Here is a 25,508-nt window from a genome sequence, read left to right as displayed (position 1 = left end):
CATGACCGAACAGCAGCGCACCGCCCCGGCCGCATCGCAGACCGCGACCGGACCCCGGCCCGTCGCGCCCTTCGACCACCACTCGGCCGAGTGCAACGCCGACCCGGTGGGCTACTACCGGGAGTTCCGGCAGACCTGCCCGGTCGGTCGCACCGACGCGCACGGTGGGTTCGTCTACACCACCCGGTATTCCGACGTGGTCCGGATCGCCCGCGACGACGACACCTTCTCCTCCGCACGGGCCACCGCCGGCGGCGACGGCACCGCCATCGTCATCCCCCGCGGCCCCGGCCTGGAGCAGTACCCGATCGAGCTGGACCCACCGGCCGCCACCGGCTACCGCGACCTGATCAACCCGCTGCTCACCCAGGACGCGGTGGCCGAACTGGCCCCGATGGTCGCCCGACACACCACCCGCGTCGTGGACGCCTTCATCGCCGAGGGGTCGGTGGACTTCGTCCGCGACCTGACCAACCCGCTGCCGGCCGCCGTCACCCTCGACTGGCTGGGCTTCCCCGAATCCGACTGGGCCAAGCTGGCCGGCCCGATCCACGACATCTTCGCCGCGCTGCCCGGCAGCGAGCGCGCCGTACGCGGGGCCGCTGGCCTGGCGTACCTCGACCGGCGGATCCGGGAGCTGATCGTCGAACGCCGCGCCGAGCCGACCGGCGACGCCGTGAGCTACCTGGCCGCCCAGCGCCGCCCCGACGGCGAGCTGTTCGACGCCGACGAGCTGGTCTCCGTCATCGGGCTGCTGATCGCCGGCGGGGTGGACACCACCACCTCGCTGACCGGTTCCACGCTGGTGCACCTGAGCCGCCACCCGGAGGACCGGCAGCGCCTGATCGACTCCCCCGACCTGCTGCACACCGCCACCGACGAGTTCCTGCGGGTCTTCGCCCCGTCGCAGTCGATGGCCCGTACCGTCCGCGCCGACGTCGAGGTCGGCGGCTGCCCGGTGTCGGCCGGCGAACGGGTCCTGATCCCCTGGGTCGCGGCGAACCACGACCCGGTGGTCTTCCCCGATCCCGAGCAGCTCCGGTTGGACCGCGACGCCGCCCGGCACCTCAGCTTCGGCATCGGCAGCCACCGCTGTGCCGGCGCCCACCTGGCCCGGCTGATGTTCCGCGAGATGATCACCCAGGTACTCACCCGACTGCCCGACTTCCGGGTGGTGGAGGAGGGCCTCGTCGCCTACCCCACCCGGGGCAACCAGAGCGGCTGGGACGCCATCCCGGCCGTCTTCACTCCGGGCCCCCGTCGCGACGCCGACGCGGCGGGGGCCCGGCCCGCCGCCAGCCTGACCGGCGACCGGGACCTGGTCATGGCGGTCGCCGCCACCGCCGCCACCGAGGTGCTGGAGGTGCACCTCGCCGACCCGGCCGGCGCGCCACTGCCGCCCTGGACGCCGGGCGCGCACCTGGAGGTGCGACTGCCGTCCGGACGGGTCCGGCAGTACTCCCTGTGCGGCGACCCGGACGACACCCGGCACTACCGGATCGCGGCGCTGCGCGAGCCCGCCGGCCGGGGCGGCTCGGTGGAGCTGCACGCGCTCGCCCGCGCCGGCGTCACCCTGACCGTGCGCGGCCCCCGCAACCACTTCCCGCTCGTCGACGCCCCCGGCTACCTGTTCCTCGCCGGCGGCATCGGGATCACCCCGATCCTGGCCATGGCCCGCGAGGCCGACCGCCGGGGCGTACCGTTCCGGCTGGTGTACGGCGGGCGTACCCGTGCCTCGATGGCCTTCGCCGACGAGGTGCTCGCCCTGGCCGGGGAGCGGGCCACCCTGCTGCCCCAGGACGAGGCCGGACTGCCCGACCTGCGGGCGCTGCTCGACTCCACCGGGACGGACACCGCCGTCTACGGCTGCGGGCCGACCGGCATGATCGACGCGCTGGAACGGGCCTGCGCCGAGGCGGGCCGGTCGGGACAGTTGCACGTCGAGCGCTTCACCGCCGGTGACGACCTGGAGGTCGCGTTCGACCCGGCGGCGAACACCGAGTTCGAGGTCCACCTGGCGCGTACCGGGGCGACCCTGCGGGTGCCGAGGGAGCGCCGCATGATCGACGTGCTGCGCGAGGTGGTGCCCGGCCTGACGTACGACTGCGAGAAGGGCTACTGCGGTGCGTGCGAGACCCGGGTGCTGGCCGGGACGCCGGAGCACCGCGACTCGCTGCTGACCGACGAGGAGCGCGCGGCCGGCCGCAGCATGATGATCTGCGTGGGCCGGTGCAGCTCCGACCGGCTGGTGCTGGACCTGTAGGCCACGCCGGCGGCGGCGGGCCACCACCCGACCGAGCCGCCGGTCCGACCTCCCGTTCCGCGGGGTCGGACCGGCGGCTCGACATCGTTCACACCGCTGACCGGCTGTTAGCCATCCGGGCAGCCGACGCCCGTAGCCGCCCGCCCGCGCCCCCGACGGCCTTCGGTAACGCCACCGGACAGCCGACGGCCCGTAGCGCCACGGCGGTGGGGCGCTACGGGCCGTCAGTACTCAGTCGGTGGTGTCAGTTGCCCCACTCGAAGTTCGGCTCGACCGCCTCGGCGATGCGGAACCGGCCGCCCGGCGCGAGGACCTCCGCGCCACGGTCGGTCACCACGTGCTTGCCGAAGCCGTCGACCAGCGGCCGACCGACGTCCCGCTTGAGCCAGAGGCGCAGCAGGTGACGACGGCGCTCCGGCTCCGGGAAGTCGACGTAGCCGGTACGCGAGTGCAGGGCCGCGTAGTTCAGCAGCCACTGCACGTCGCCGGGCTGGAAGTCCATGTCGAGGGCCAGGCCGGCCTCCTGGGAGACCTCGTCGTACAGGTGCAGCAGTTCGATCTGCGCGTCGGTGAGCCGGGGCACCTCCGGGTAGTCCTGCGCAGAAAAGATCATCGAGCTGCCGGCGTAGGTGCTGAACACGCCGTCGACGTAGCTGCAGATCGGCGAGGTGTAGGTCTTCGCCGGGGCCTCGTGATCCTGCTTGTACCAGTCCCAGTGCCACGGCTCGAACAGCAGCGGGGCCAGATCCGGCCGGCGACGCAGGATCTCGTTGTAGATGGTGGTGCCGCTGACCAGGCTGCTCGCCCCGCCGGCCTTGGCCGCCCGCAGGCACATCAGCGCCACGACGTCGGAGCTGTCGGAGTGGAACGGCAGCCGGTCCCGTACCCGCGAGGGCAGGGCCGACGGGTCGTCGAGGGTCTTGTTGGAGGTGGCGATGACGTGGTCGAGCACGTCACCCATCTGGTTCTGCCCCATCGGCACGCCGAGGTGCAGCCCCATCAGGTAGAAGATCGCACCGGCGAGGGTGTCGCCGTACTCCTCCGTGCGCAGGCCGCGGACCAGGATGAACCCGCGTCCGGAGTCGAGCTGGCGGGCGCACTCCTCGTTCAGCCCGGCGCAGGCCGGCAGGGGGTAGTCGGCGGCGGTCACGGTACGCAGGTCGGGGTCGTCGGCGAGGAACCGGCGTCCGACGGTCTCCAGCTCGGCGAGTTCGGCGTCGCTGAGCTGGTACACCCATTCGGTCGAGCTGTGCAGCTCGTCACCGCGCCAGGCGGCGGGGCCGGAGATGGGTGCGAGATCAATTGCGGTGGTCATGATGATGCGCTCCGAGGTTCGGTTCTGCTGGGAACGGGTCGGCGACCCGGCGCGGGCGATGCCGCTCACCGGGCTGATCAACGACGAAGGCGATCGCCGTGTCCCGATCGGGGCACGGCGGGCCGATCCATCAGAACGGGGTCTGCGGATCCCCGGCGGCGGTCCCGGGGCGCATGCCCTCCCGTGGCGGGTGGACCCGCAACGGCTCCTCGTAACCGCGCACCAACAATCCAGAGCCTTGCGGAACTCGGATCATGGCGTTCTCCTGCGGCTGGCGATGATCGCTCCAGGTTAGCCACCCCCACCCGCAGACGTCAATAGAGACGCCATCTCGCAATCCGAACCGCAGGCTGCGCGGTCACCTGCCCACCAACCGCTCGGTCCCGCCGGCATGGGCCGTCCCCGACGCCCCGACGCCACGCGTCGACCTGCCGGCGGCGAACAACGGTTCGGCCAGCAGGACGACGAGCGCCCCCGCCGCCAACAGACCGCCCACCGACGCCGTGCTGCGCACCCCGAACGGAGGCAGGATCACCGCACCGAGCAGGGATCCTGCGGCGATGCCGACGTTGAAGGCGGCGGAGTTGCCGGCCGCCGCCAGGTCGGAACTTCCCGGGGCCACCTCGAGTACCCGGTTCTGCAGCGCGGGCGTGAGCGCGCCCATGGCGAACCCGGAGACGGCCAGCAGCACCCCGGTCGCCACCCTCGACTCGGCCAGCAGGAACATCCCGAGCAGGGCGGTCACCAGCAACCGCACCGGTGCCACCATCGCCGCCCGCTGGTTGCGGTCGCTCGCGATCCCGCCGGCGGTGATGCCGACGACATCCGCCAGGCCCCGGATCAGCAGCAACAGACCGATGGCACCGGGGGCGAACCCGGAGACGTCGGTCAGGAACACAGCGGTGTAGGTGAACGCCGTGAACAGGCCACCCACCGACAGCGCGGTGGCGACCACGACGATCGCGTACCGGCGGGCGTCCGGGGCGGTGCCGGTGGACGCGGGGGACGCACCCACCGGCACCGGGGGCATCAGGGCCACGATCGCCACGAACGCGGCCAGCGCCAGGCCGGCCAGGGCCAGGAACGCCGCACGCCAACCCAGTTGCTGTCCGAGCCAGACTCCGGCGGGCACGCCGAGCATCGGCCCGAGCGAGGCCCCGGCGAACACGACGGAGGTGACCCTTCCGCGTACCCGGACCGGGAACATGCCGGCGGCGGTGGGCGCCACCACGGCCCAGAACAACGCCTGGGTCAGCGCGACCACCACGCGCGTCCCGAGCAACACCTGGTAGTCGCGCGCGGCGGCCGAGACCACCGTGGCGACGACCAGCACGCCCAACAGGACGGCCAGCAGCCGGCGACGTGGCACCCGTTGGGTGACGTAGGTCAGCGGTAGCGAGACGATCGCGACGGTGATCGCGTAGCCGGTGACAAGCAGCCCGGCGTGCGACACGGACACGTCCAGGTCGGTGGCGACAAGGGGAAGGATGCCGACCGGCAACGTCTCCATGGCGACGTAGCAGAAGGCCGAGATGGCGAGCGCGATCAGGGCCCCGATCGCCCGGGGCAGGGCGGCCACGCCCGGCTCCGCCGTTCTCTCCCGGTCAGCATCGACGCTTTTCCGCAGCTGTCCGCGCCTACTGCCGCGCGTCCTCGGGATGCGGAAGCCGGGCATCAGGGGCACCGGCGGCTGTGGAGTCGGGCGGCCTGGCGGATCAGATGATCGCGTTCGGCGAGGTTGGCGGCCCGCCGGGCCGCCTCGGCGTACAGCCGGGCCGCCGTCACCGGGTCACCGGCGCGCTCGTGCAGGTACGCCGCCACCGCGGTGTGGCGGGGCAGCGCGGTGTCCAGCGCCGCGAGGGCCGCCAGGCCGGCGCGTGGTCCGTCGGCCTCGCCGACGGCCACCGCGCGGTTGAGCCGGACGACCGGACTGTCGGTCAGCCGGGCGAGTTCGTCGTACCAGTCGACGATCTGCACCCAGTCGGTCTCCCCGGCGGTGGGCGCGTCGGCGTGCAGTGCCGCGATGGCGGCCTGGGCCTGGAACTCGCCCAGCCGGTCGCGGGCGAGGGCCGCCTGCAGGATCCGTACGCCCTCGGCGATCAGGGAGGTGTCCCACCGGCCCCGGTCCTGCGCCGCGAGCGGCACCAGGCTGCCGTCGGGCGCGGTCCGGGCAGCGCGCCGGGCGTGGTGGAGCAACATCAGGGCGAGCAACCCGGCCACCTCGGGGTGGTCGATCGCCGCCGCGAGCTGCCGGGTGAGCCGGATGGCCTCGGCGGCGAGGTCGACGTCGCCGCAGTAGCCCTCGTTGAAGACCAGGTACAGCACCCGCAGCACGGTGGCGAGATCGCCGGGCTGGTCGAACCGCACGCCCGAGACGGCGCGCTTGGCCCGGCTGATGCGCTGCGCCATGGTCGTCTCGGGCACCAGGTACGCCTGGGCGATCTGACGGGTGGTCAACCCACCGACGGCGCGCAGGGTGAGCGCGACCGCCGACGACGGGGTCAGCGACGGGTGGGCGCACAGGAAGTAGAGCTGGAGCGTGTCGTCCACCGCGGGCACGACGCCGGGCGCCGGTTCCTCGACGACGCGGTCCTCCCGTCGGCGGCGGGCGGTGTCCGCCCGACTCGCGTCGAGGAACCGGTGCCAGGCCACGGTGACCAGCCAGCCCGACGGATCCCGGGGTGGGTCGGCCGGCCAGCCACGCAGGGCCTGGACCAGCGCGTCCTGCACGGCGTCCTCGGCCGCCGCGAAGTCCGCTCCGCGGCGGACGAGGACCCCGAGCACCCCCGGCGTGAGGCTGCGCAACAGGTCCCCGTCCATCAGGTCACTCCGTGACGGTGGGCGGCGAGGTCAGGAACGGGCGCAGCTCGAGCCACTCGTGGATCGGCCTCCCGCCCGCCCCCGGGGCAGCCGACAGCTCCCCGGCCAACTCGACGGCACGCGCGTGGCTGTCCACGTCGATCACCATCCAGCCGGCGACGAGATCCTTGGTCTCGGCGAAGGGACCATCGGTGACCGGTGGACGACCCTCGCCGTCGTACCGGACGAAGGTCCCCTCGGGGGCGAGCGCCTGGGCGTCGACGAACTCCCCGGTGCCTTCGAGCCGGGCCGCGAAGTCGTGCATGTACCGCATGTGCGCCGAGATCTCCTCCGGCGTCCACCGGTCCATGGGTACGTCGTTCACCGGGGTCGGTGCGCCCCGGTAGTGCTTGAGCAGCAGGTACTTCGCCATGGGGTTTCTCCTCGGTGCCGGTGCGGCCCCCATTCTGGCCGCCTTCACCCCGGGGACGATGCCAGTCCCACGTTCTCGACATCGCCGGCCGAACTTTCTCGACGCCGACCCCGACGCCGACCCCGACCCCGACGCTGGCCCTGACGCCGACCTCGAGCCCGGTGCCGACGAGGTCGGCACGTCCGGCGTGTCGCGGGCCACCTCGACGGCTCCCTCGCGCCTCACCGTCCCACCAGCTGCCGCGCCCGCAGGCGTCGAATCCCCGAGGCCCGCTCCGTCATCCGGGACGGTCGGGTCACGGGAAGACGCACCGTGAAGACCGCTCCCCGGTGCGGGCGGCCCTCGGCCTCGATCGTGCCCCGGTGGCTCGTGACGACCTCCTGCAACAGGGCCAGTCCCAATCCGAAGCGGTGGTCCCCGGAGCCCGCGCCACGGTGGAACCGGTCGAAGATGCGCCGCGCGTCCACCTGGTCGAACCCGTCCCCGGTGTCCGCGACCACGAGCTCGGCGTAGTCGCCGCCGGCCCGAAGCGACACGTCGATCCGCCCCTCGGCAGGCGTGTGGGCGAGTGCGTTCGCGAGCAGTTCGCCGACGACCCGGCGCAGCGCCGACTCGACCCCCGGCACCGGCAGTGGATCGCTGGGCAGGTCCACCGCGAGGGTGACCTGGCGTTCGGCGGCGCGTTCCGCCTCGGCGGCGACCGTCGCCCCGATGAGCGAGGTGAGGTCGACCGGCGGGTACGGCCGACGGTCGGCGGGAGCGGCAGCGAGCTGGGCCGAGAGCAGCAGGTCGTCCACGATCTCGCCGAGTCGCCGGGTGGTGCCGATCAGCCGCTCCAGGTCGTCCACGTTCGCGGCGCTCCCGCCGGCACGCGCCCGGCGGGCCATCAGCTGGGCGCGGATGTGCACCTGGGCGATCGGCGTACGCAGCTCGTGGCTGGCGTCCACGATGAACCGGCGCTGACGGGTCAGCGCCTCGGTGAGCGGCGCGACGGCCCGCCGGCCGACCAACGCGCCGGTCAGCACGGCGATGACCAGCCCGACCGCCGCCGTGAGGCTGAACGCGAGCAGCAGATGCCGGCGGTCGGACAGCTGGATACGCGCGTCGAACACCGCCTGGACGACCACCCCGTCACCACGGGCCTCGGTGCGCACGTGGTACGTCGTCCCGTTCCGGGCGACGGTGGTGACCTCGGTGCTCCGGGTGGCCGCCACGGCCGCCAGCGCGTCGGCCAACGGGAAGCCGGGCGGCGGCGGGGTGCTGCCGGTGTCCACCGTGCTGCCGTCGTACCGGAAGATCCAACTACAGGCGGGCGGGCCGGCGATGACGCTGTGGTTGATGCCCCACGCCAACTCGCGGTGGATCTGTTCCTCCTGCCTGCCGACCAGGACGGCGTACGAGATGCCGCCGGTCGACAGCAGCAGGGTGCCGATGGACAACCCGACCAGCAGGCCGATCCGCAGCCGAGTCCGACGGACGATGGCCCGCTCCGCCAGCTCCATCACAGCGCCCCGAGCCGGTAGCCCACCCCGTGCACGGTGCGCACCACCGCACGGCCCAGCTTGCGCCGGAGGTAGTAGACGTAGGTGTCCACGATCGAGGCCGCCGCGGCCTCGTCGAAGACCTTGCGGCGCAGCTCGGCCCGCGAGTGCACGGTGTTCGGCCGAGCCGCCAGCGCCCGCAGCAGCTCGATCTCGCGGGCGGACAGCGCCACCCGCGCGCCGTCGGCCAGCACGGCGTCGCGTGACGTCAGGTCGAGCAGCCCGGAGCCGATGCGCAGGACGGCTGTGGCCTCGTTGCCACGCCGGCACAGCGCCCGCACCCGGGCGCTCAGTTCGTCCAGGTCGAAGGGTTTGATCAGATAGTCGTCGGCGCCCGCGTCCAGCCCGGCTACCCGGTCACCGACCGTGCCGAGCGCGGTGAGCAGCAGCGCTCGGGCCGGGATCTCCCGCGAGCGTAGCCGGATGACCAGGTCGAGTCCGTCCAGGGCCGGCAGTATGCGATCGATGACCATCACGTCGTAGCTACGGGTCAGCCCGAGGTGCAGACCACGCTGGCCGTCGGCGGCCCGGTCGACGACGAAGCCCTCGCAGCTCAGTGCCTCGGTGAGTAGGCCCGCCAGTTCGTCGTCGTCCTCGACCAACAGCAACCGGTTAGGTCCTCCCCCGCGCATGCGTCAACACTCGCACAGAGTGCGGCTAAATAGTGATACTTGTCTTTGTCATTTCATCGGCGTGAGGGCCGCCGGGCGGGCAGCAGTGGCAGACGTCCTCGCCTCCCGCCGCTCGATCCAGCTCAACAACGGCGTCGTCATCATCGTGGTGACCAGCGCCACCAGCACCAGCACGGTGAACAGCGACGGGTTCACGATGCCCGCCTCCAGCCCGACGTTGAGCGCGATGAGCTGCATGAGACCGCGGGCGTTCATCAGCGCGCCCACCCGCAGCGAGACGCCCTGCGACTCGCCCCGGAACCTGGCCGCCGCCCAGCAGGCGCCGAACTTGCCGACGATCGCCGCCGTCACGCAGGCCACCGCGAAGAGCAGCACCGGTGGGCTGCCGAGCAGCCCGAATTCCGTACGGAGCCCCGAGTACGTGAAGAACAACGGCAGGAAGACCGTCGCGGCGATCGGGGTGAGGGTTTCCACCACCTTGTCGGTGTTCCCGGTCCGGGGCATGACCACGCCGATGGCGAACGCGCCGAAGACCGCGTACAGCCCGATCTCGTCGGTGTACCAGGCGACCAGGAAGAGCAGGGCCACCGTGCCGAGCACCCGGGCACCGTCGTTGAGACCACCGCTGGTCATCAGCGCGGTGGTCACCCGACGCCCGACGAACCAGAGCACCAGCGCGAAGAGGATCGCGCCACCGGCGGTGACGACCGCCGGCCCGGCCCGGCCCGAGGCGAAGGCCAGCACGACGGCGAGCATGATCCAGGCGACCATGTCGTCGATCGCACCGCTGGCCAACGCCAGCGTGCCGTGCCGGGTTCCGGCATGGCCGCGTTCGGTGATGATCCGGGCCAGCATCGGGAAGGCGGTGATGGCGAGCGCGACGCCGACGAACGCGGCCGACACCCCGAGCGACGTCCCGGCGGCCCTGATCGGCACGGCGCCCGCGGTCACCAGCACCAGGAGCACACCCAGCATCAGCGGCGCCGCGACCCCGGCCAGCGAGACCACCCCCGCGGTGCCGGCGAGACCGGTGACCCGGTGGGCGCCGAACGCGTACCCGGCCTGGAACATGAACAGCACCAGGCCGACCTGGCCCACCACGTAGAGGACCGGGAGCAGGGAGGTCGGGAACAGGGCGTCCTTCACGTCCGGCAGGAGGAGCCCGAGCAGCGACGGACCGAGCAGCACGCCGGCCAGCATCTCGCTGACCACGGCAGGCTGGCCCACCTTGCCGAGCAGCCAGGCCACCCCTTTGCAGAAGAGCAGGATCACCGCGACCGCGATGAAGAACCGTGGCGCCAGCTGTGTCGGGGTCACCGGACAACCTCCTCGTAGTAGTGGGTACACAACCGTTGTCGCCGGGCATCGACGACCATCCAGGTACCGAACACGAGTTGCCGGACGCTGCGGCCCACGTCGGCCCAGCGATCCCCGCACCGCATCGCGGCCAGCCGCGCCCACCCCGGGCCGGTCACTCCGGGCGGGGTCAGGTACGCCGGGCCACGGCTGGGCAGCGACCGGCTGTGTGCGGCCGAGGACGCCAGGGCGTACCGGCGCAGGACCTCACGGGTCGCGGCGCGCATCATCACCGGCGCGACCCCGCGGGCCGGACAGGCCCGGTTCGCGGTGACGCCGAACGGGATGAAGCGGGCGTCCCGCCGCGGGAGCGTCAGCCACCGGTCCGGGTCGAACCGGTCGTCGGCGGCCGGCCCGCTGCGCTGGAATGCCAGGTAGTTGAAGAGCAGCACCGACCCGGTGGGCAGCGCCACCCCGGTGGGCAGCACGATCGGCGCGGACGTGATCCGATGGGCGATGCCGAAGAGCGGATGCAGCCGCAGCGTCTCGTCGATCACCCGGTCCAGCGCGTCGTCGTCGTCGAGGCCCCGCTGCAGTTCGGGATGGGTGGCCAGCGCCAGCAGCACATGCGCCATCGCCTCGGACATCTGCACGACCGCGGTGGTGAAGAACGCGCCGTGCAGGTACCAGGCCGTCTCCTGGGCGGTGAACGGCGGCGGCAACGTCACCGGGCAGGTCCCCGCCTCGATCCGCCCACGCAGGTACCCGGTCAGCGGGTCGCGCCGCCGCAGGTGCCGCAGGCCGGTGCACTTCAGCGCGGCGGCCACGTCGGCGGCGTTGGCGACGATCATCGCCCGCGCGCCCGGCGGACACGCCTCGTCGAGCACCCGCCGGGTGGCCGAGGTCGCCAGCGCGTCCGAACGCTGGTGGCGCACCGCGAGCACCCGCCGGGTCACCCCGGCCACCGTCCGGTAGCGCTCACCGGGCTCCAGGTGCTCCTGGTGCATGTGCGGGCCCGGCGACAGCCAGTACCAGAACAGGTCGGACAGGCCGGCGCCCCGACTGCGCCCGTCGGCCGCCGGATCCGCGTACACCCGCTCGAAGTGCTCGACGCCGACGAGGGGGCCCGGCACCGGGATGCCCTCCCCGCCGTTGACCCGGGCGAAGACCCACTGCCGCAGCCGCACCACCGCCGGGGGCAGCCACCGCGGGAGGGTCCAGCCCACGCCGAGCACGACCAGGGCGATCACCACGACCGGCCCGCTCACCCCGGTGCCGCCGTCGTGACCAGGTCGGTGCTGAGTTCTGCCGGCCGCGCGGCACCGACCAGCGCCAGCGCCCGGTCGAGGTCGGCGCGCAGCAGGTCGAGCACGTGCCGCACCCCGGCCGCGCCGCCCACCGCCAGCCCCCAGAGCACCGGGCGGCCGACCAGCACGGCGGTCGCGCCGAGGGCCAACGCCACCAGCACGTCCGTCCCCCGGCGCAGGCCACCGTCGACCAGCACCGGCAGCCGCCCGCCGACGGCGGCCACGATGGCGGGCAGCGCGTCCAGGGTGGCGAGCACCCCGTCGAGCTGCCGCCCCCCGTGGTTGGAGACCAGCACGCCGTCCACCCCGTGCTCGACGGCCAGCCTGGCGTCGGCCGGGTGCAGCACCCCCTTGAGCAGGATCGGCAACGAGGTGAGCCCGCGCAGCACGGAGATCAGCTCCCAGCCCAGCCCGGCGTTCATCTCGATGTCCCGGACCCGGCCGTTGGCGTCGCGCATGTTCTCGCAGACCATGCCAGGCGGCAGGTCGACGAAACCGTGCCGCAGGTCACGCTCGCGCCGACCGAACACGGGCGAGTCGACCGTGACGACCAGGGCCCGACAGCCGGCGGCCACGGCCCGCCGTACCACGGTCGTGGTGAACCCGACGTCCGCATGCGGGTAGAGCTGGAACCAGAGCGGCCCGCCGGCCGCGGCGATCTCCTCGACCGGTCGGGTGGCCGCCATGCTGACCACCATGATCGTGCCGGCGTCGGCGGCGGCGCGGGCGGTGGCCACCTCACCGTCGGGGTGGGCCAGCCGGTGGAACGCGGTCGGCGCGATCAGCACCGGCATCGAGACCGGCGTGCCGAACAGCGAGAGCCGCAGGTCCCGCTCACCGGTCCCGCGCAGCACCCGGGGCCGCAGCCAGCGCCGGGCGAAGGCCGCCTCGTTGGCCCGCAGGGTACGTTCGTCGCCGGCCCCGCCCGCGAAGAAGTCCCAGTGCACCGGGTCCAGGCGACGCCGGGCAGCGGCGGCCACGTCGGCCAGGTTGAGCCCCGTCTCGACGGAGGCCGGCACGTCAGTCCTCGACACGACGCAGGCAGCGGTCGAGGAACGCGGCCAGCGGCGCCACGTGGACCTCCGTGCGGTCCCACCGGTTCTCCAGGTTCTCCGCCAGATGGTGGGTGGCGACGACCTGCCCCGCCCGGTGGTGACGGACGACCGGATGCAGGTAGGCGGCATCGTGGGCCTGGCCGACGACGTCCTGCGCCACCCGGCTGACCGTGATGTCGAACGGATCCACCTGGTCGTGCTCGGGGCCGTACTCCAACGTGACGACGAAGGCGTGCCCGTAGTCGTGGTCGGCGGTCCGCAGGCCGGTCTGCGTGAAGTACTCGACCGGCACCTCGTCGTGGTAGCGCGCGTCGGGCCCGTCGACGGTGATCACGTCACCGAGCACACCGAACTGCTGCCAGAGGGCGGAGGTGCGGTTGACCCGGGCGACGATGGCGTCGGCGATGGCCGCCGGGTTCGCGTCCAGCTTCTCCGCCGGCCACGGCGTCTCCCCGTACCGGCATTCGAGGATCCTGTGCAGGGCCCGTACGCCGTACCGGAAGCCGTGGATGAAGCCGCTGGTCGAGCGTTTGAAGTCCCGTTCCTGGGTGATGGTGCCGGCGAAGAACAGGTCGGGCACGTTCACCGACTCCCACCCGGGTGTCTGGGCCGGGAAGCGGTCCCTGATCGCGAGCGCCGGCCGGCAGGAGTCGTCGAAGATCGACGAGTCGAAGGCGAACCCGGTGCAGGCGAGCACCCGGTCGTACCGGAGCTCCTTGGTGACCTCGTCGGCCCGGGAGAACGCGAAGGTCACCGTGTAGCCGTCGGCGTCGCGCGTGATGCGTCGGACGGTGCCGTCCAGGATGGCGTTGGCCGACTTCAACTGGTAGGTGTCCAGGAAGTTGTTGTTCACCGCGCGCAGGTGCCCGACGTAGTGGGTGCGCCAGGCCATCCGGATCGAGCTCGGCCCGGCGAGGTGGATCAGGGTGGTGGTCTCCATCAGGTTGTCCGCGGTCTCGAACGCGGAGTTGCCCTTGCCGATGATCAGCACCCGCTGGTCGAGGTAGTCGCGCGGATCGACGGACATGTCCGCGTACTGTTCGGCCAGCTCCAGGCCCGGGATCTCCGGAAGGTAGGGCCGGGACACACCGGTGGCGACGATCAGCCGCCGGGCCCGGAAGGTCTCACCGGCGCGCACCTCGAAGACGCCATCCACCTTGGACACCGAGGTCACCCTGGCGTCGTACCGCACCTTCACCCCGGTCCGGGTGGCGAAGTCGGCCAGGTAGCGGACCATCACCTCCGCATCCGGGAAGTACCGTTCGGTGTACGTGGTGAACCGCAGCGCCGGGTCGTCGCTGAGCAACGAGTTCCAGTCCAGCCGCAGGTTCAGCTCCGGGTCGTCCGAGCCGGTGTGCGGCTTGTTGATGGAGATCAACTGCCGGTGCCGGGGGTAGCTGGCGAAGAACGCGCCCGGGATGTCCGCGCCCTCCAACACCAGGTAGTCGCGCCTGCCGTCGGCCTCCAACAGCGCGGCCAGTTGCAGGCCGGCGGGCCCGGCCCCGATGATCAGATAGTCAAGCGTCACGACGGCCATCCTCAGCGAGAGAAGTCAGCAGGAGTTCGAGTCCGTCCACCACGTCGGCGGCCCGGCGGACGTCGCCGTCCAACGGCCGGTCCGGGTCGACCGGAGGTATCGCCGCGACCAGCGCCGCCAGCGCCTCGCCGCAGCGGGGTGCGGTCGGCGTCCGCGCGCCCACGTACGCGGCCTGACGCAACCCCAGCGCGAGCGACCCGACGATCAGGCGCAGCAGTCGCGCCTGGTCCCAGGCCCGCAGGGCGGCCTGGGTGCCGAGCGGGATGACGTCCTGGTTGTGCAGGTTGGTCGGCAGGCTCTGCAGGCTCGCCGGCACGGCGTCCCGGCGGATCTCGGCGATCAGCGCCGTCGAGGCCAACTGCACGCCCTGGAGCCCGTGCTGCTGCCCCGGGCCGGCGGCCAGCATCGGCGGCAGGCCGCCGTTGCGGTACGGGTCGACGAGCAGGTCGAGTTGACGTTCGGCGAGGTTGCCGACCTGCGCCACGACCATCGTCAGCAGGTCGGCGGCGAACGCGGCCGGCTGACCGAAGAAGTTGCCGCCGTGCACGACGAGATCCTCGTCGGGAAAGAACAGCGGGTTGTCGCTGACGCTGCCGAGGTCGGCGGCGACGACGGCATCGACGTGACGCAGCGCGTCCTCGGCCGCGCCGAGCAGTTGTGGCGTGCACCGGATGCTGTACGGCTCCTGCAACGGGCGTTTCCCGGACGGGACCAGTCCGGCGCTGACCCGTCGCATCCCCGCGCCCACGTCGATCGCACCCGGATGGCCGTACGCCCGCAGCAGCCGGGCATCGAGGAACTGCGGATCACAGCCGAGCAGGTCGGCGAGCAGGCAGGTGAGCACCTGGACCGCCCGGTGCGCGGCGCGGACGGCCGACAATGCGAGCGCCGTCGCCGCGGTGGTCAGCGACGTGCCGTTGACCAGGGCGAGGGCATCCCGACCGTCCAACGGCAACGGTGCGAGACCCGCCTTCTCCAGTGCCTCGGCCGCCGGCAGGCGTACCCCGTCCAGGTAGGCGTGCCCGCGGCCGCGCAGCGCCTGGGCCACCGCGGCCAGCGGAATCAGGTCACCGCTCGCGCCGACCGAGCCCAGCCTCGGCACCGCGGGGACGAAGGTGGTCGCGAGCATCGCCGCCAGCGCGTCGATGACGTGTGGGGACACCCCCGAAGCGCCCCGGGCCAGGGACCAGGCCCGGATCAGCACGGTCGCGCGGACGACCTCGGGGGCGAGGTCCGGGCCGTGGCCCGCGCCGAGGTGGGCGAGCGTGTTGTCGGCCTGGTCGCGCAGGTCGGCCCGGCCCGCGTACCCGACGAGGGCGCCGAACCCGGTGGTGCTGCCGTACACCGCGCGGTCCTCGCCGAGCACCTCGGACAGGAAGGTGCGGGTGTTGGTGACCCGATCGCGGACCTCCGGTCCGACCACGACCCGGACCGGGTCGCGGGCGGCGCTCAGGTCGGCGATCCGCAGCGGGGCCGCGAGATCTACCTCTGTCGTCATGCGACCGGACCCTAGAGACGAGTTCTCAGAACGCGTTGAGATCGGGCCGATACGGTGCGCCGCATGACGCTCGACTACCTGGTCATCGGCGCCGGACCGGCGGGGCTCCAGCTCGCCGCTCTGCTGCAGCGCGACGGTCGCGACCATCTGGTGCTGGAGGCCGGATCGGCACCGGGCACGTTCTTCACCCGCTATCCCCGGCACCGGCAGCTGATCTCCATCAACAAGGTCTGGACCGGTTCCGACGATCCGGAGTTCAACCTGCGCGCCGACTGGAACTCGCTGCTCACCGACGATCCGGCCCTGTTGTTCCGGAACTTCAGCCGACGCTACTTCCCGGACGCTGACGACCTGGTGCGCTACCTCGCCGCCTTCGCCGAGGGCCTACGGGTCAGGTACGACACCCGGGTCACCCGGATCGCGCGCGACGGCGAGCTGTTCACCGTCGAGACCGGGGACGACACCCTGACCGCCCGCCGGGTCATCGTCGCCACCGGCGTCTCCCAGCTGTACGTCCCGCCGATCGAGGGCGCTGCGCTCGCCGAACGCTACGACACCGTCAGCGTGGACCCGGGCGACTTCACCAACCAACGTGTCCTCATCGTCGGCAAGGGCAACTCGGCCTTCGAGACCGCCGACGCCCTCGTCGCGACCGCCGCGGTCATCCACGTCGCCGGCCCGCACTCGATCAGGCTGGCCTGGCAGACGCACTACGTCGGGCACCTGCGCGCGGTGAACAACAACTTCCTGGACACCTACCAGCTCAAGTCGCAGAACGCGGTGCTCGACGGCACCGTCGAACGGATCGCACGGCGCGACGACGGCGGCTACCGGGTCGACTTCCGGTACGCCCGGACCAGCGAGTCGATCCGGCAGCTCGACTACGACCGGGTCGTCCTCTGCACCGGCTTCCGGTTCGACGCGAGCATCTTCGACCCGTCGGCCCGACCCCGGCTGGTCATCGACGACCGCTTCCCCGAGCAGACCTCCGCCTTCGAGTCGGTGAACGTGCCCGGCCTGTACTTCGCCGGCACCCTCACCCAGCAGCGCGACTTCAAGCGCTCCACCAACGGGTTCATCCACGGCTTCCGGTACGGCGCACGCGCCCTGCACCGGATGCTCAACGCCCGGCACCACGACGAACCGTGGCCGGCCAGGGCGCTCGACAGCACCCCGGAGGCGATCACCGACGCGATCATCGCCCGGATCAACCGGACCTCGGCGCTGTGGCAGCAGTTCGGCGTCCTCGGCGATGTCGTGACCGTCTCCGGCGGCACCGCGCTCTACCACGAGGAGGTGCCGGTCGCCTACCTGCACGACGGCGGCCTGGGGCCCGAGCCGTTCGCCTTCGTGACCACCCTGGAGTACGGACCGGACCACGACCAGGTCGATCCCTTCGACGTCACCATCCCCCGGATCGCCGAGAACGACGCCGAACACGCCCACGACGCCAGCTACCTGCACCCGGTCGTACGGGCCCACCGGGGCGGCCGGGTCGTCGCCGTGCACCACCTCGCGGAGAACCTGGAGAACCACTGGGATCTCCCCGACGTGCACCACCAGCCCCTCGCGGTCTTCGTCAAGGGCGTCCTGTCCGATGCCGGCTGAGGTCTGGCCGCAGCCCGTCCTGCGCCTGCTCGCCACCGGCGGTGACCGGCCGGTCTTCGAGGACGGCGACCGGGTGGTCACCGCGGGCGGGATGTCGGCGCTGGTGCGTCGCGTCGCCGCCGGGCTGCGCGCCGCCGGTGTCGGACCGGGCACCGGGCTGGCATTGCGGCTCGGCGTCACCCCGGAGGCGTTCGCCGCGATCATCGCGGCGTTCGCCGTCGGCGCCCGGGTCTCCGGGATCCGCGCCGACCTGCCCCCGGCGCAGCTGGCCCAACTCCTGGGCGGCGACGACGCGCTGCTCGTCGACGACGCCCACCTCGCCGACCTGGTGGACACCCCCGACGACGACGCCCCGCTGGTCGCCGCCGGCCGGCCGGGCGACATCGCCCGGCTCACCTGGACCAGCGGCAGCACCGGCCGACCCAAGGGCTGCGCCCAGACGTACGCGGCGATGAGCGCGGCGTGGGCGCCGTACCCGGACCGGTGGCCGCCCGCGATCGCCGACCTCGCGTCCCGCCTGCAGCGCTATCTGGTCTTCGGTTCCCTGAGCAGCCAGGTGATGCTGGAGTACGGCATCCTCACCCTGGCCGCGGGCGGCACCCTGGTCGCCGCCCGTCCCCCGGGATTTCCCGGCATGATCGCCCGGCACCGGGCGACCGCGAGTGTGATCACCGTCGGCAAGCTGCACCAACTCGTCCGCGACCAGCGCACCGACCCGGCCGACCTGAGCAGCCTGCGGGCCCTCGTGGTGTCCGGCTCGCCGCTCACGGTGGGCCGGCTCGCCGAGGCGCTCGACGTGCTCGGCCCGGTGGTCTTCCACGGCTACGGCCAGACCGAGACCGGCATGATCGCGATGGTGACGCCGGCCGAGCTGCTGGCGTCCCCGGCCACCCTCGCCTCGGTCGGCCGGCCACCCGCCGTGATCGACCTGTCGATCCGGGACGCCGACGGCCGCCCCGCGACCGAGGGTGAGCTCTTCGTCCGGACCCCGGCGCAGGCCACCGCCTACTGGGCGGACCCGGCCGAGACCGCCGACGTGTTCGTCGACGGCTGGGTCCGCACCCGCGACCTGGCCCGGCGGGACGACGACGGCTACCTGCACCTGCTCGGCCGGGCCCGGGACGTCATCATCGTCAACGCCAACCTGGTGTACGCCGGCCCGATCGAACGGGTGCTCGCCACCGACCCCTCCGTCGCCGAGGCGTACGTCGTCAGCCGGCCCGACGACGTCACCGGGGAGGCGGTGCACGCGTACGTGGTGCCGGCCACCGGCCACACGCCGGATGCCGCGCGGCTGCGGGCGCGGGTGGCGCAGGCGCTGGGAGAGGCCGCAGCCCCGAAGACGGTGCAGCCGATCGATCGGATTCCGGTGGGGCCGAGCGGTAAGCCGGACAAGCGCGCCCTGGTGGCCTGACCACGCCCACAGCCCGCCGGGGTGGCGAATACGCCGACGGGCCGGGGCCACCCCATCCCGAGCGGCTGGACGCGACGAACGCTCAGACCTCGACCGGAGGGGGAAGCTCCGCGGGAAGCGGAGCGGCGGTGGCATGGGCACGGACCATCGCCGCGAACAGTTCGGGTGCCTCACCGCCAGGCTCAGAGGTAGCTGACGCCGGTCAGCTCCTGGGCCGCCACCCAGAGCTGCTTGCCGACGACCGGATCGCTGGCCTCCCGGCTGGGTCGGGCGTCGGTGACCCGGCCCCGCGTCTCCCAGAGCCCGGCCGGCCCGAAGAACTGGCCGCCCCGCACGCCGGGCTCGGTGGCGGCGCGCAACTGCGGCAGCGCGCCCTGCTCCACCGGCTGGGTGGCGAGCAGGCCGAGCCACGCGATTGCCTGCCCGAGCCGGCCACGGTGCTCCCAGGCGCGCGGAGTGAGGTTGGTGCGGGTGATGCCGGGGTGGGCCAGCGCACTGACGATCGGCGATCCCGCAGCGCGCAGGCGGCGGTCCAGCTCGATGCCGAAGATCGTGGTGGCGAGCTTGGACCGGCCGTAGGCGGCAGCGGCCCGGTAGTTCCGCTCGTACATCAGGTCGTCGAAGTCCAGGTGCGCGTACTTGTGGGTGATCGAGCTGAGGTTGACCACCCGGGCTTCCCGGGCTACGCCCAGGTTGCCGAGCAGCAGGCCGGTCAGCGCGAAGTGGCCCAGCATGTTGGTGCCGAGTTGCCGCTCGAAGCCGTCGGCGGAGGTGCGACGTGGGCCGAGCAGCACCGCACCGGCGTTGTTGACCAGCAGGTCGATCGCCGGGTGGTCGGCGGCCAACTTCGCCGCGAAGGCCCGCACGGAGGCGAGGGAGGCCAGGTCCAGCTCGCGTACCTCGACGTCGCCGCCGATCCGCCGGGCGGCCCGCTCACCGGCGGCGGTGTCACGGACGGCGAGCACGACGTGCGCGCCGCGGCGGGCCAGCTCGGTGGCGGTGACCAGGCCGAGGCCCGAGTTCGCGCCGGTCACGACGGCGACCCGGCCGTGCTGGTCGGGGATGCGGTCGGCGGTCCATCCGGTCATCTGCTGCTCCTGAAGGTGTCGGGTGCGGTCGACCGACGACGCTAGGAGCAACGCGGGCCGGCTCGGTCGTTCTCGGTTGCCTAGGTCTGCGGGACCTACCGTCGACGGTCCGGGCCGCAGCACACTTGCGGCATGAGCCATCCGTACGCTCGCGAGCTGGGCGACTTCCTGCGCGCCCGGCGCAGCCGGCTGCATCCCCGCGACGTGGGTCTGGAGCCGGGCGGCAAGCGCAAGGTCACCGGGCTGCGACGCGAGGAGTTGGCCCTGCTGGCCGGGCTGAGCACCGACTACTACCAGCGGATGGAGCAGGGCCGGGAGGTACGCCCGTCCGATGACGTGCTGGACTCGCTCGCCGGCGCGCTCGGCCTCGACGACGAGGAACGCCGGCACCTGTTCACCCTGGCCCACGCCGCCCGCCGGCCGATGCCCGCCCGGCGGGACCACGGCCCGGAACAGGTGCCGGACAGCACCCGGCGGCTGTTGCGGGTGCTGGACACCCCGGCGGTCGTGCTCGGCCGGCACCTCGACCTGCTCGCCTGGAACCCGGCGGCGGAGGCGCTGCTCGGCGACCCGGACACCTACCCGCCCGACCGGCTCAACATGCTCCTGCTGATGTTCGACGACACGCTGACCGGCGGGCGGAACTGCCCGGATTGGGAGCGCCAGGCCCTGGACTACATCGGCATGATGCGCGCGGCCGTCGCCACCGACCCCACCCACCCCCGCGCCACCGCGATCGTCGGTGAGCTGAGCATCCGCAGCGCCGAGTTCCGGCGGCTCTGGGCCCGGCACGACGTCCGCGAGTCGGTCAGCGGCACCAAGACCTTCCAGGTTCCCGAGGTCGGCGAGATCACCCTGGACTGGGACACCTACCCGCTGCCCGGCAGCCCCGGCCCGGTCATGCTGGTCTTCACCGCCGAGCCGGGCAGCGCCGACGCGGACCGGCTGCAACTCCTGGCGGCGTTGCACGCGACCCGCTCGATCAGGTGAGCGCTCCTGCTGCCGCAGGACGTGCGACGCGAGCGTCAGGGTCGTCGTGACGCCGTGCGCCGGTCTGCCGATGAGCGGAGGTCCCGCCCGACGCGCGCACTCCGGATCAGGTCTCCGGCGCGTCGTCGACGATCATGACGATCTTGCCGCGGCGGGATCCCCGCTCGGCCGCCGCATGCGCGTCGGCCGCCTTCCGGATGGGGAAGGCCGCCTCGATCGGCACCGTGAACCGACCCTCGGTGGACAACTCGGCTGCGGCGCGCAGGCCGTGGCGGCCGTCGGGCTCGCCGGCCAGTTGTCCCATGGACAGCCGGACGCCATGTGCCGCGGCGGTGAAGTCGGCCAGGCTCACCACCGCCGCCGGGTCGCCGGTCAACTGGAGTAGTTCCGGCAGCGAGCCGGCACCGGCGACGTCCAGTGCCCGGTCCACCCGGGCCGTCCCCGCAGCGTCGACCCGGTCCGCGAGGCCAGGCCCGTACGTGACCGGCGTCGCCCCGAGCCGGCGGAGGAAGTCGTGGTTGCCGACCCGGGCGGTGCCGACGACCTGGATGCCACGGGCCGCGGCAAGTTGGACGGCGACACTGCCCACGCCACCCGCGGCGCCGTCGACCAGGAGCGTCATGCCCGGTTGCAGCCCCAGCAGGTCGAGGGCCCGGGTGGCCGTCTCGACGCTGGAGCCCGCCGCACCCGCCTGCGCCCACGACATGGTCGCCGGCTTGTGTGCCCACAGCGGCAGCACCGCGAACTGGGCACTGCCCCCACCGAGCTTCGCCACGTCCAGGACACCGAAGACGTGGTCGCCGACGGCCACACCGGCAACGCCGTCGCCGATCTCGTCGACGACTCCCGCCGCGTCGACGCCCGGAATGTGCGGCAGCGGCAACCGGACGCCCATCGGCGTACGACCCGACCGGAGACCGGCATCGACCGGGGAGACCCCGGCTGCCCGCACCCGTACCCGGAGTTGGCCGGCTCCTGGCCGTGGGGCCTCGGCGGTGCCGAGGTGAAGCACCTCCGGACCGCCGAACCGGTCGTACTGCACTGCGAACATCAGCGGCTCCTCTGCCTCGACGAACTGGGCGTAGCCCGTACCGTAGATCGGAACCGGAGCAGCCGTTCCGTCACGGAGCCAAGTGAGAGGGATGACGGTCGAGATGCCTCAGAAGCAGCGTGCCGATGCCCGATCCAACCGGGAGCGGGTGGTGGCGGCAGCCCGGGAGGCGTTCGCCACGGCGGGGCTCGAGGTGCCCATGCGGGAGGTGGCCCGACGAGCGGGGATCGGTGTGGCGACCCTCTACCGGCACTTCCCGACCCGCGCGGAGCTGGTCACCACGGTCCTCGTCGAACGCGTCGAAGCCTGCGGCGTGCAGATGCGCCACGCCCTCGACGACCCCGACCCGTGGCGGGCGCTGTCCGGCATGGTCCTCGCGTTCGCCGATCGACAGATCCACGACCAGGCGCTCAACGAGGCGCTGCTGGGCTCCGGCGGTGCGGGCAGCGCCTTCCAGGAAGAACGCCGGGAACACACCCGGGCGTTGAACGTGCTGGTCGCCCGCGCACGGGCCGCAGGCAGGCTCCGCGACGGCGTCGACGCCGACGACGTCCGGGCCGGCCTCCTGGCCGTCGCCGCACTGGGGCGGCTGCCGCCGGCGGCCAGGGCTCCCGTCATCAACCGACTCGCCGATCTCCTCCTCGCCGGCATCCGCCGCTCGTAGCCGCATCGCGACAGCCGCTCGGAGCGCCGGGCCCTTGGACCCGACGAGGTCGGTCGGGGGCAGGTCCGGGTCACCTCCGACGGCGCAGGACCCGGGCGCGGTCGCGCCGCGCAGCGCAGCGGTGCCGACGACCGGCTGCTGCCGCCCGGCAGGCCCGGCACCGGCGGCCCGGGGCGAACGGTGAGACGAATCCGACACGCCGACGCGACATCTTGTGTTGCCTGCCCACCATGGTCGCCATATATGGTGTCTCACGCAGCTGGTTCGACCGTCCCGAGTGGTGCGGTCGAGGCAACAGGGAACCCGGTGTGAATCCGGGACTGCCCCGCAGCGGTAAGTGGGAACGACCGCCGTCATCACGCACTGGGCCTCAGGGCCTGGGAAGCGACGGCCAGTAGGCGACCGGTGATCCCGGTCAGGCCCGCGAGTCCGAAGACCTGCCAGCGCGCCGTGCGCTGCTGCGCGCGGCGGTCGGAGGTCGCGCGGGACGACCGACGCCAGTAGCCGGGCCGGCCGTCGCGTCGCGCCCGTTGGCGTTCTCCCGCCGTCCGAAGGCCATCGGTGACAGCGAGGAGAGGTCATGACGTTCGTGCAGGAGAACCCCTCGTCCCGTGCCGGCGGGGCGGAGCCCCGCCGGCCGGCGATGCGGGTACGCAAGCGCAACGGGGACACCGAGTCGGTGGACGTCAACAAGATCGTCAGAGCGGTCGAGCGGTGGGCCGGCGACCTGGACGAGGTGGACCCGTTGCGGGTCGCCACGAAGACGATCAGCGGCCTCTACGACGGGGCGACCACGGCGGAGTTGGACAAGCTGTCGATCCAGACGGCGGCCGAGTTGATCGGTGCGGAACCGCAGTACTCCAGGCTGGCGGCCCGGTTGCTGGCCGCGTACGTGGAGAAGGAGGTCCGCGGGCAGGCGGTGGCGAGTTTCAGCCAGTCCATCCGGTACGCCCACGGCCTGGGCCTGGTCGGGGATGGCACGGCCGCGTTCGTGGCCCGTAACGCCCGCAAACTGGACGACGCGGTGGACCCGGCCGGTGACCTGCGGTTCGAGTACTTCGGGCTGCGTACGGTCGCCGACCGCTACCTGCTGCGGCACCCCGAGTCGCGGCTGGTGGTGGAGACGCCGCAGTACTGGCTGCTGCGGGTGGCCTGCGGGCTGTCCGAGACGCCGGGCGAGGCGATCGGGTTCTACCGGCTGATGTCCTCGCTGGCGTACCTGCCGAGTTCCCCGACGTTGTTCAACTCCGGCACCCGGCACACCCAGATGTCGTCGTGCTTCCTGGTCGACTCGCCGCGCGATGAGCTGGACTCGATCTACGAGCGTTACCACCAGGTGGCGAAGCTGTCGAAGTTCTCCGGCGGCATCGGCATCTCCTGGTCGCGGGTGCGCGGCCGGGGCGCGTTGATCCGGGGCACGAACGGCCGGTCGAACGGGATCGTGCCGTTCCTGAAGACCCTCGACGCCGGCGTGGCGGCGGTCAACCAGGGCGGCCGGCGCAAGGGGGCGGCCTGCGTCTACCTGGAGCCGTGGCATCCGGACATCGAGGAGTTCCTGGAGCTGCGGGACAACACCGGCGAGGACGCCCGGCGCACCCACAACCTCAACCTGGCGAACTGGATCCCGGACGAGTTCATGCGCCGGGTCGAGGCCGACGCCGACTGGTCGCTGATCGACCCGTCCGACGCACCGGAGCTGCCCGACCTGTACGGGGAGGAGTTCGACGCCGCCTACCGGATCGCGGAGAAGAAGGCGGTCCGCACGGTCAAGGCCCGGGACCTGTACGGACGGATGATGCGCACCCTGGCGCAGACCGGCAACGGGTGGATGACGTTCAAGGACCCGGCCAACCGGCTGTCCAACCAGACCGGTGCGCCGGGCAACACGATCCACCTGTCCAACCTGTGCACCGAGATCCTCGAGGTGAACAGCGACACCGAGACCGCCGTGTGCAACCTGGGGTCGGTCAACCTCGGCGCGCACCTCACCGAGGGCGGCGTCGACTGGGAGAAGCTGCGCGCGACGGTGCGCACGGCGGTGGTGTTCCTGGACCGGGTGATCGACATCAACTACTACCCGGCCGAGCAGGCGGCGGTGTCGAACCCGCGCTGGCGGCCGGTCGGGCTGGGATTGATGGGCCTACAGGACGCCTTGTTCGCCCTGCGCCTGCCGTTCGACTCGGCCGAGGCCAGGGAGTTGTCCACCCGGGTGCAGGAGGAGATCTTCCTGACCGCCCTGGAGACGTCGGCCGGCCTCGCCGAGCAGTTCGGCGCGCACCCCGCGTACGACCAGACCCGCGCGGCCAGGGGGGACCTGCACCCGGACCTGTGGGGCGTCGAACCCACCCAGGTGCCGCGGTGGAGTGCGCTGCGGGCGCGGATCGCCGCGCACGGCCTGCGCAACTCGCTGCTGGTCGCGATCGCCCCGACCGCCACGATCGCGTCGATCGCCGGCTGCTACGAGTGCATCGAGCCGCAGGTGTCCAACCTGTTCAAGCGCGAGACCATGTCGGGCGAGTTCCTGCAGGTCAACACGTACCTGGTCCGCGAGCTGAAGGCGCGGGGGCTCTGGACGCCGGAGGTGCGGGACCAGATCAAGCGGGCCGAGGGATCGGTGCAGGGGCTCGTCGACCTGCCGGCCGACGTGCGGGAGCTGTTCCGCACCGCGTGGGAGCTTCCGCAGCGGGCGCTTATCGATCTCGCTGCCGCCCGCGCACCGTACATCGACCAGTCGCAGTCGCTGAACCTGTTCCTGAGCGCGCCGACCATCGGCAAGCTGTCATCGATGTACCTGTACGCCTGGAAGTCCGGACTGAAGACCAGCTACTACCTGCGCTCGCGTCCCGCGACCCGCATCCAGCAGGCCACCGTCGCCGTCGCCCCGGTCGTCGCGGTGAGCGACGCCGACGCGCTGGCCTGCTCCCTGGAGAACCCCGAGAGCTGCGAGGCCTGCCAGTGACCACCGTTTCCGAATCCCGCGCCGACGCCGGCGAGCGGCACCTGCTGCTCGACCCCGG

General features: G+C 72.6%; 19 protein-coding genes and 1 riboswitch. Of the genes, 6 read left to right on the top strand and 13 right to left on the bottom strand.

Annotated features, from left to right (window positions below; all coding sequences use genetic code 11):
* Position 1 precedes the first annotated feature (1 nt).
* Positions 2-2,263: a cytochrome P450 gene (locus ACIG87_RS04090; RefSeq protein WP_396847981.1), complete on the top strand. Its 2,262-nt coding sequence runs from the start codon at positions 2-4 to the stop codon at positions 2,261-2,263.
* A 244-nt stretch (positions 2,264-2,507) separates the two neighbouring features.
* Here the strand turns inward: ACIG87_RS04090 and ACIG87_RS04085 are convergent, their stop codons facing one another.
* From ACIG87_RS04085 to hutH, 11 genes are all read right to left on the bottom strand, one after another.
* Entirely contained in the window at positions 2,508-3,578 is a 1,071-nt protein-coding gene (locus tag ACIG87_RS04085) for a TauD/TfdA family dioxygenase (RefSeq protein WP_396847979.1), read from the bottom strand.
* Positions 3,579-3,936: 358 nt separating this feature from the next.
* Positions 3,937-5,157, bottom strand: a complete 1,221-nt coding sequence (locus ACIG87_RS04080) for an MFS transporter (RefSeq protein ID WP_396847977.1) — start codon at positions 5,155-5,157, stop codon at positions 3,937-3,939.
* A gap of 95 nt (positions 5,158-5,252) precedes the next feature.
* The gene (locus ACIG87_RS04075; protein ID WP_396847975.1) at positions 5,253-6,398 is read right to left on the bottom strand and encodes an RNA polymerase sigma factor; all 1,146 of its coding nucleotides are present in this window, start codon (positions 6,396-6,398) and stop codon (positions 5,253-5,255) included.
* 4 nt (positions 6,399-6,402) lie between these two features.
* A complete protein-coding gene (locus tag ACIG87_RS04070) occupies positions 6,403-6,810 on the bottom strand; it encodes a YciI family protein (protein WP_396847973.1) in 408 nt (135 codons plus the stop codon).
* 221 nt (positions 6,811-7,031) lie between these two features.
* Positions 7,032-8,312: a sensor histidine kinase gene (locus ACIG87_RS04065; protein WP_396847971.1), complete on the bottom strand. Its 1,281-nt coding sequence runs from the start codon at positions 8,310-8,312 to the stop codon at positions 7,032-7,034.
* Positions 8,312-8,959 carry a response regulator transcription factor gene (locus ACIG87_RS04060; protein WP_396847969.1) on the bottom strand — a complete coding sequence of 216 codons (648 nt, stop codon included), beginning with the start codon at positions 8,957-8,959 and terminating at the stop codon, positions 8,312-8,314. The genes ACIG87_RS04065 and ACIG87_RS04060 overlap by 1 nt, the downstream gene beginning before the upstream one ends.
* A gap of 72 nt (positions 8,960-9,031) precedes the next feature.
* Positions 9,032-10,300, bottom strand: a complete 1,269-nt coding sequence (locus ACIG87_RS04055; RefSeq protein WP_396847967.1) for a cation:proton antiporter — start codon at positions 10,298-10,300, stop codon at positions 9,032-9,034.
* On the bottom strand, positions 10,297-11,547 hold the full coding sequence (locus ACIG87_RS04050) for a cytochrome P450 (RefSeq protein WP_396847965.1): 1,251 nt from the start codon (positions 11,545-11,547) through the stop codon (positions 10,297-10,299). Before ACIG87_RS04050 ends, ACIG87_RS04055 begins: the two co-directional genes overlap by 4 nt.
* Entirely contained in the window at positions 11,544-12,605 is a 1,062-nt protein-coding gene (locus ACIG87_RS04045; protein WP_396847963.1) for an alpha-hydroxy acid oxidase, read from the bottom strand. Before ACIG87_RS04045 ends, ACIG87_RS04050 begins: the two co-directional genes overlap by 4 nt.
* A gap of 1 nt (position 12,606) precedes the next feature.
* A complete protein-coding gene (locus ACIG87_RS04040; RefSeq protein WP_396847962.1) occupies positions 12,607-14,169 on the bottom strand; it encodes an NAD(P)-binding domain-containing protein in 1,563 nt (520 codons plus the stop codon).
* Positions 14,159-15,676 (bottom strand): histidine ammonia-lyase, encoded by a 1,518-nt coding sequence (gene hutH / locus ACIG87_RS04035; protein ID WP_396847960.1) that lies wholly within the window; start codon positions 15,674-15,676, stop codon positions 14,159-14,161. The genes ACIG87_RS04040 and hutH overlap by 11 nt, the downstream gene beginning before the upstream one ends.
* A 63-nt stretch (positions 15,677-15,739) precedes the next feature.
* On the opposite strand from hutH, the gene ACIG87_RS04030 reads away from it, so the two are divergent.
* Together ACIG87_RS04030 and ACIG87_RS04025 are read left to right on the top strand one after the other, a co-directional pair.
* Positions 15,740-17,284 carry an NAD(P)-binding domain-containing protein gene (locus ACIG87_RS04030; RefSeq protein ID WP_396847959.1) on the top strand — a complete coding sequence of 515 codons (1,545 nt, stop codon included), beginning with the start codon at positions 15,740-15,742 and terminating at the stop codon, positions 17,282-17,284.
* On the top strand, positions 17,274-18,698 hold the full coding sequence (locus ACIG87_RS04025; protein ID WP_396847957.1) for a class I adenylate-forming enzyme family protein: 1,425 nt from the start codon (positions 17,274-17,276) through the stop codon (positions 18,696-18,698). The genes ACIG87_RS04030 and ACIG87_RS04025 overlap by 11 nt, the downstream gene beginning before the upstream one ends.
* Before the next feature lie 182 nt (positions 18,699-18,880).
* Here ACIG87_RS04025 and ACIG87_RS04020 read toward each other — a convergent pair whose 3' ends face one another.
* Positions 18,881-19,786 (bottom strand): oxidoreductase, encoded by a 906-nt coding sequence (locus ACIG87_RS04020; RefSeq protein ID WP_396847955.1) that lies wholly within the window; start codon positions 19,784-19,786, stop codon positions 18,881-18,883.
* Between the two features lie 132 nt (positions 19,787-19,918).
* Between ACIG87_RS04020 and ACIG87_RS04015 the strand changes: the two genes are divergently transcribed.
* Positions 19,919-20,776, top strand: a complete 858-nt coding sequence (locus ACIG87_RS04015) for a helix-turn-helix transcriptional regulator (RefSeq protein WP_396847953.1) — start codon at positions 19,919-19,921, stop codon at positions 20,774-20,776.
* A 106-nt stretch (positions 20,777-20,882) separates the two neighbouring features.
* On the opposite strand, the gene ACIG87_RS04010 is transcribed toward ACIG87_RS04015, so the two are convergent.
* Positions 20,883-21,827, bottom strand: coding sequence for an NADP-dependent oxidoreductase (locus ACIG87_RS04010; protein WP_396847952.1), 945 nt, complete (start codon positions 21,825-21,827; stop codon positions 20,883-20,885).
* A gap of 103 nt (positions 21,828-21,930) precedes the next feature.
* On the opposite strand from ACIG87_RS04010, the gene ACIG87_RS04005 reads away from it, so the two are divergent.
* Positions 21,931-22,491 carry a TetR/AcrR family transcriptional regulator gene (locus ACIG87_RS04005; protein ID WP_396847950.1) on the top strand — a complete coding sequence of 187 codons (561 nt, stop codon included), beginning with the start codon at positions 21,931-21,933 and terminating at the stop codon, positions 22,489-22,491.
* A 243-nt stretch (positions 22,492-22,734) separates the two neighbouring features.
* A riboswitch (cobalamin riboswitch) is annotated at positions 22,735-22,951 on the top strand.
* Between the two features lie 120 nt (positions 22,952-23,071).
* Positions 23,072-25,450, top strand: a complete 2,379-nt coding sequence (locus ACIG87_RS04000; RefSeq protein ID WP_396847948.1) for a ribonucleoside-diphosphate reductase subunit alpha — start codon at positions 23,072-23,074, stop codon at positions 25,448-25,450.
* The last annotated feature ends 58 nt before the right edge of the window (positions 25,451-25,508 follow it).

This window comes from Micromonospora sp. NPDC051925 (genome assembly GCF_044548625.1).
Taxonomy (GTDB): Bacteria; Actinomycetota; Actinomycetes; order Mycobacteriales; family Micromonosporaceae; genus Micromonospora.
This window is presented reverse-complemented; position numbering and strand designations above follow the sequence as displayed.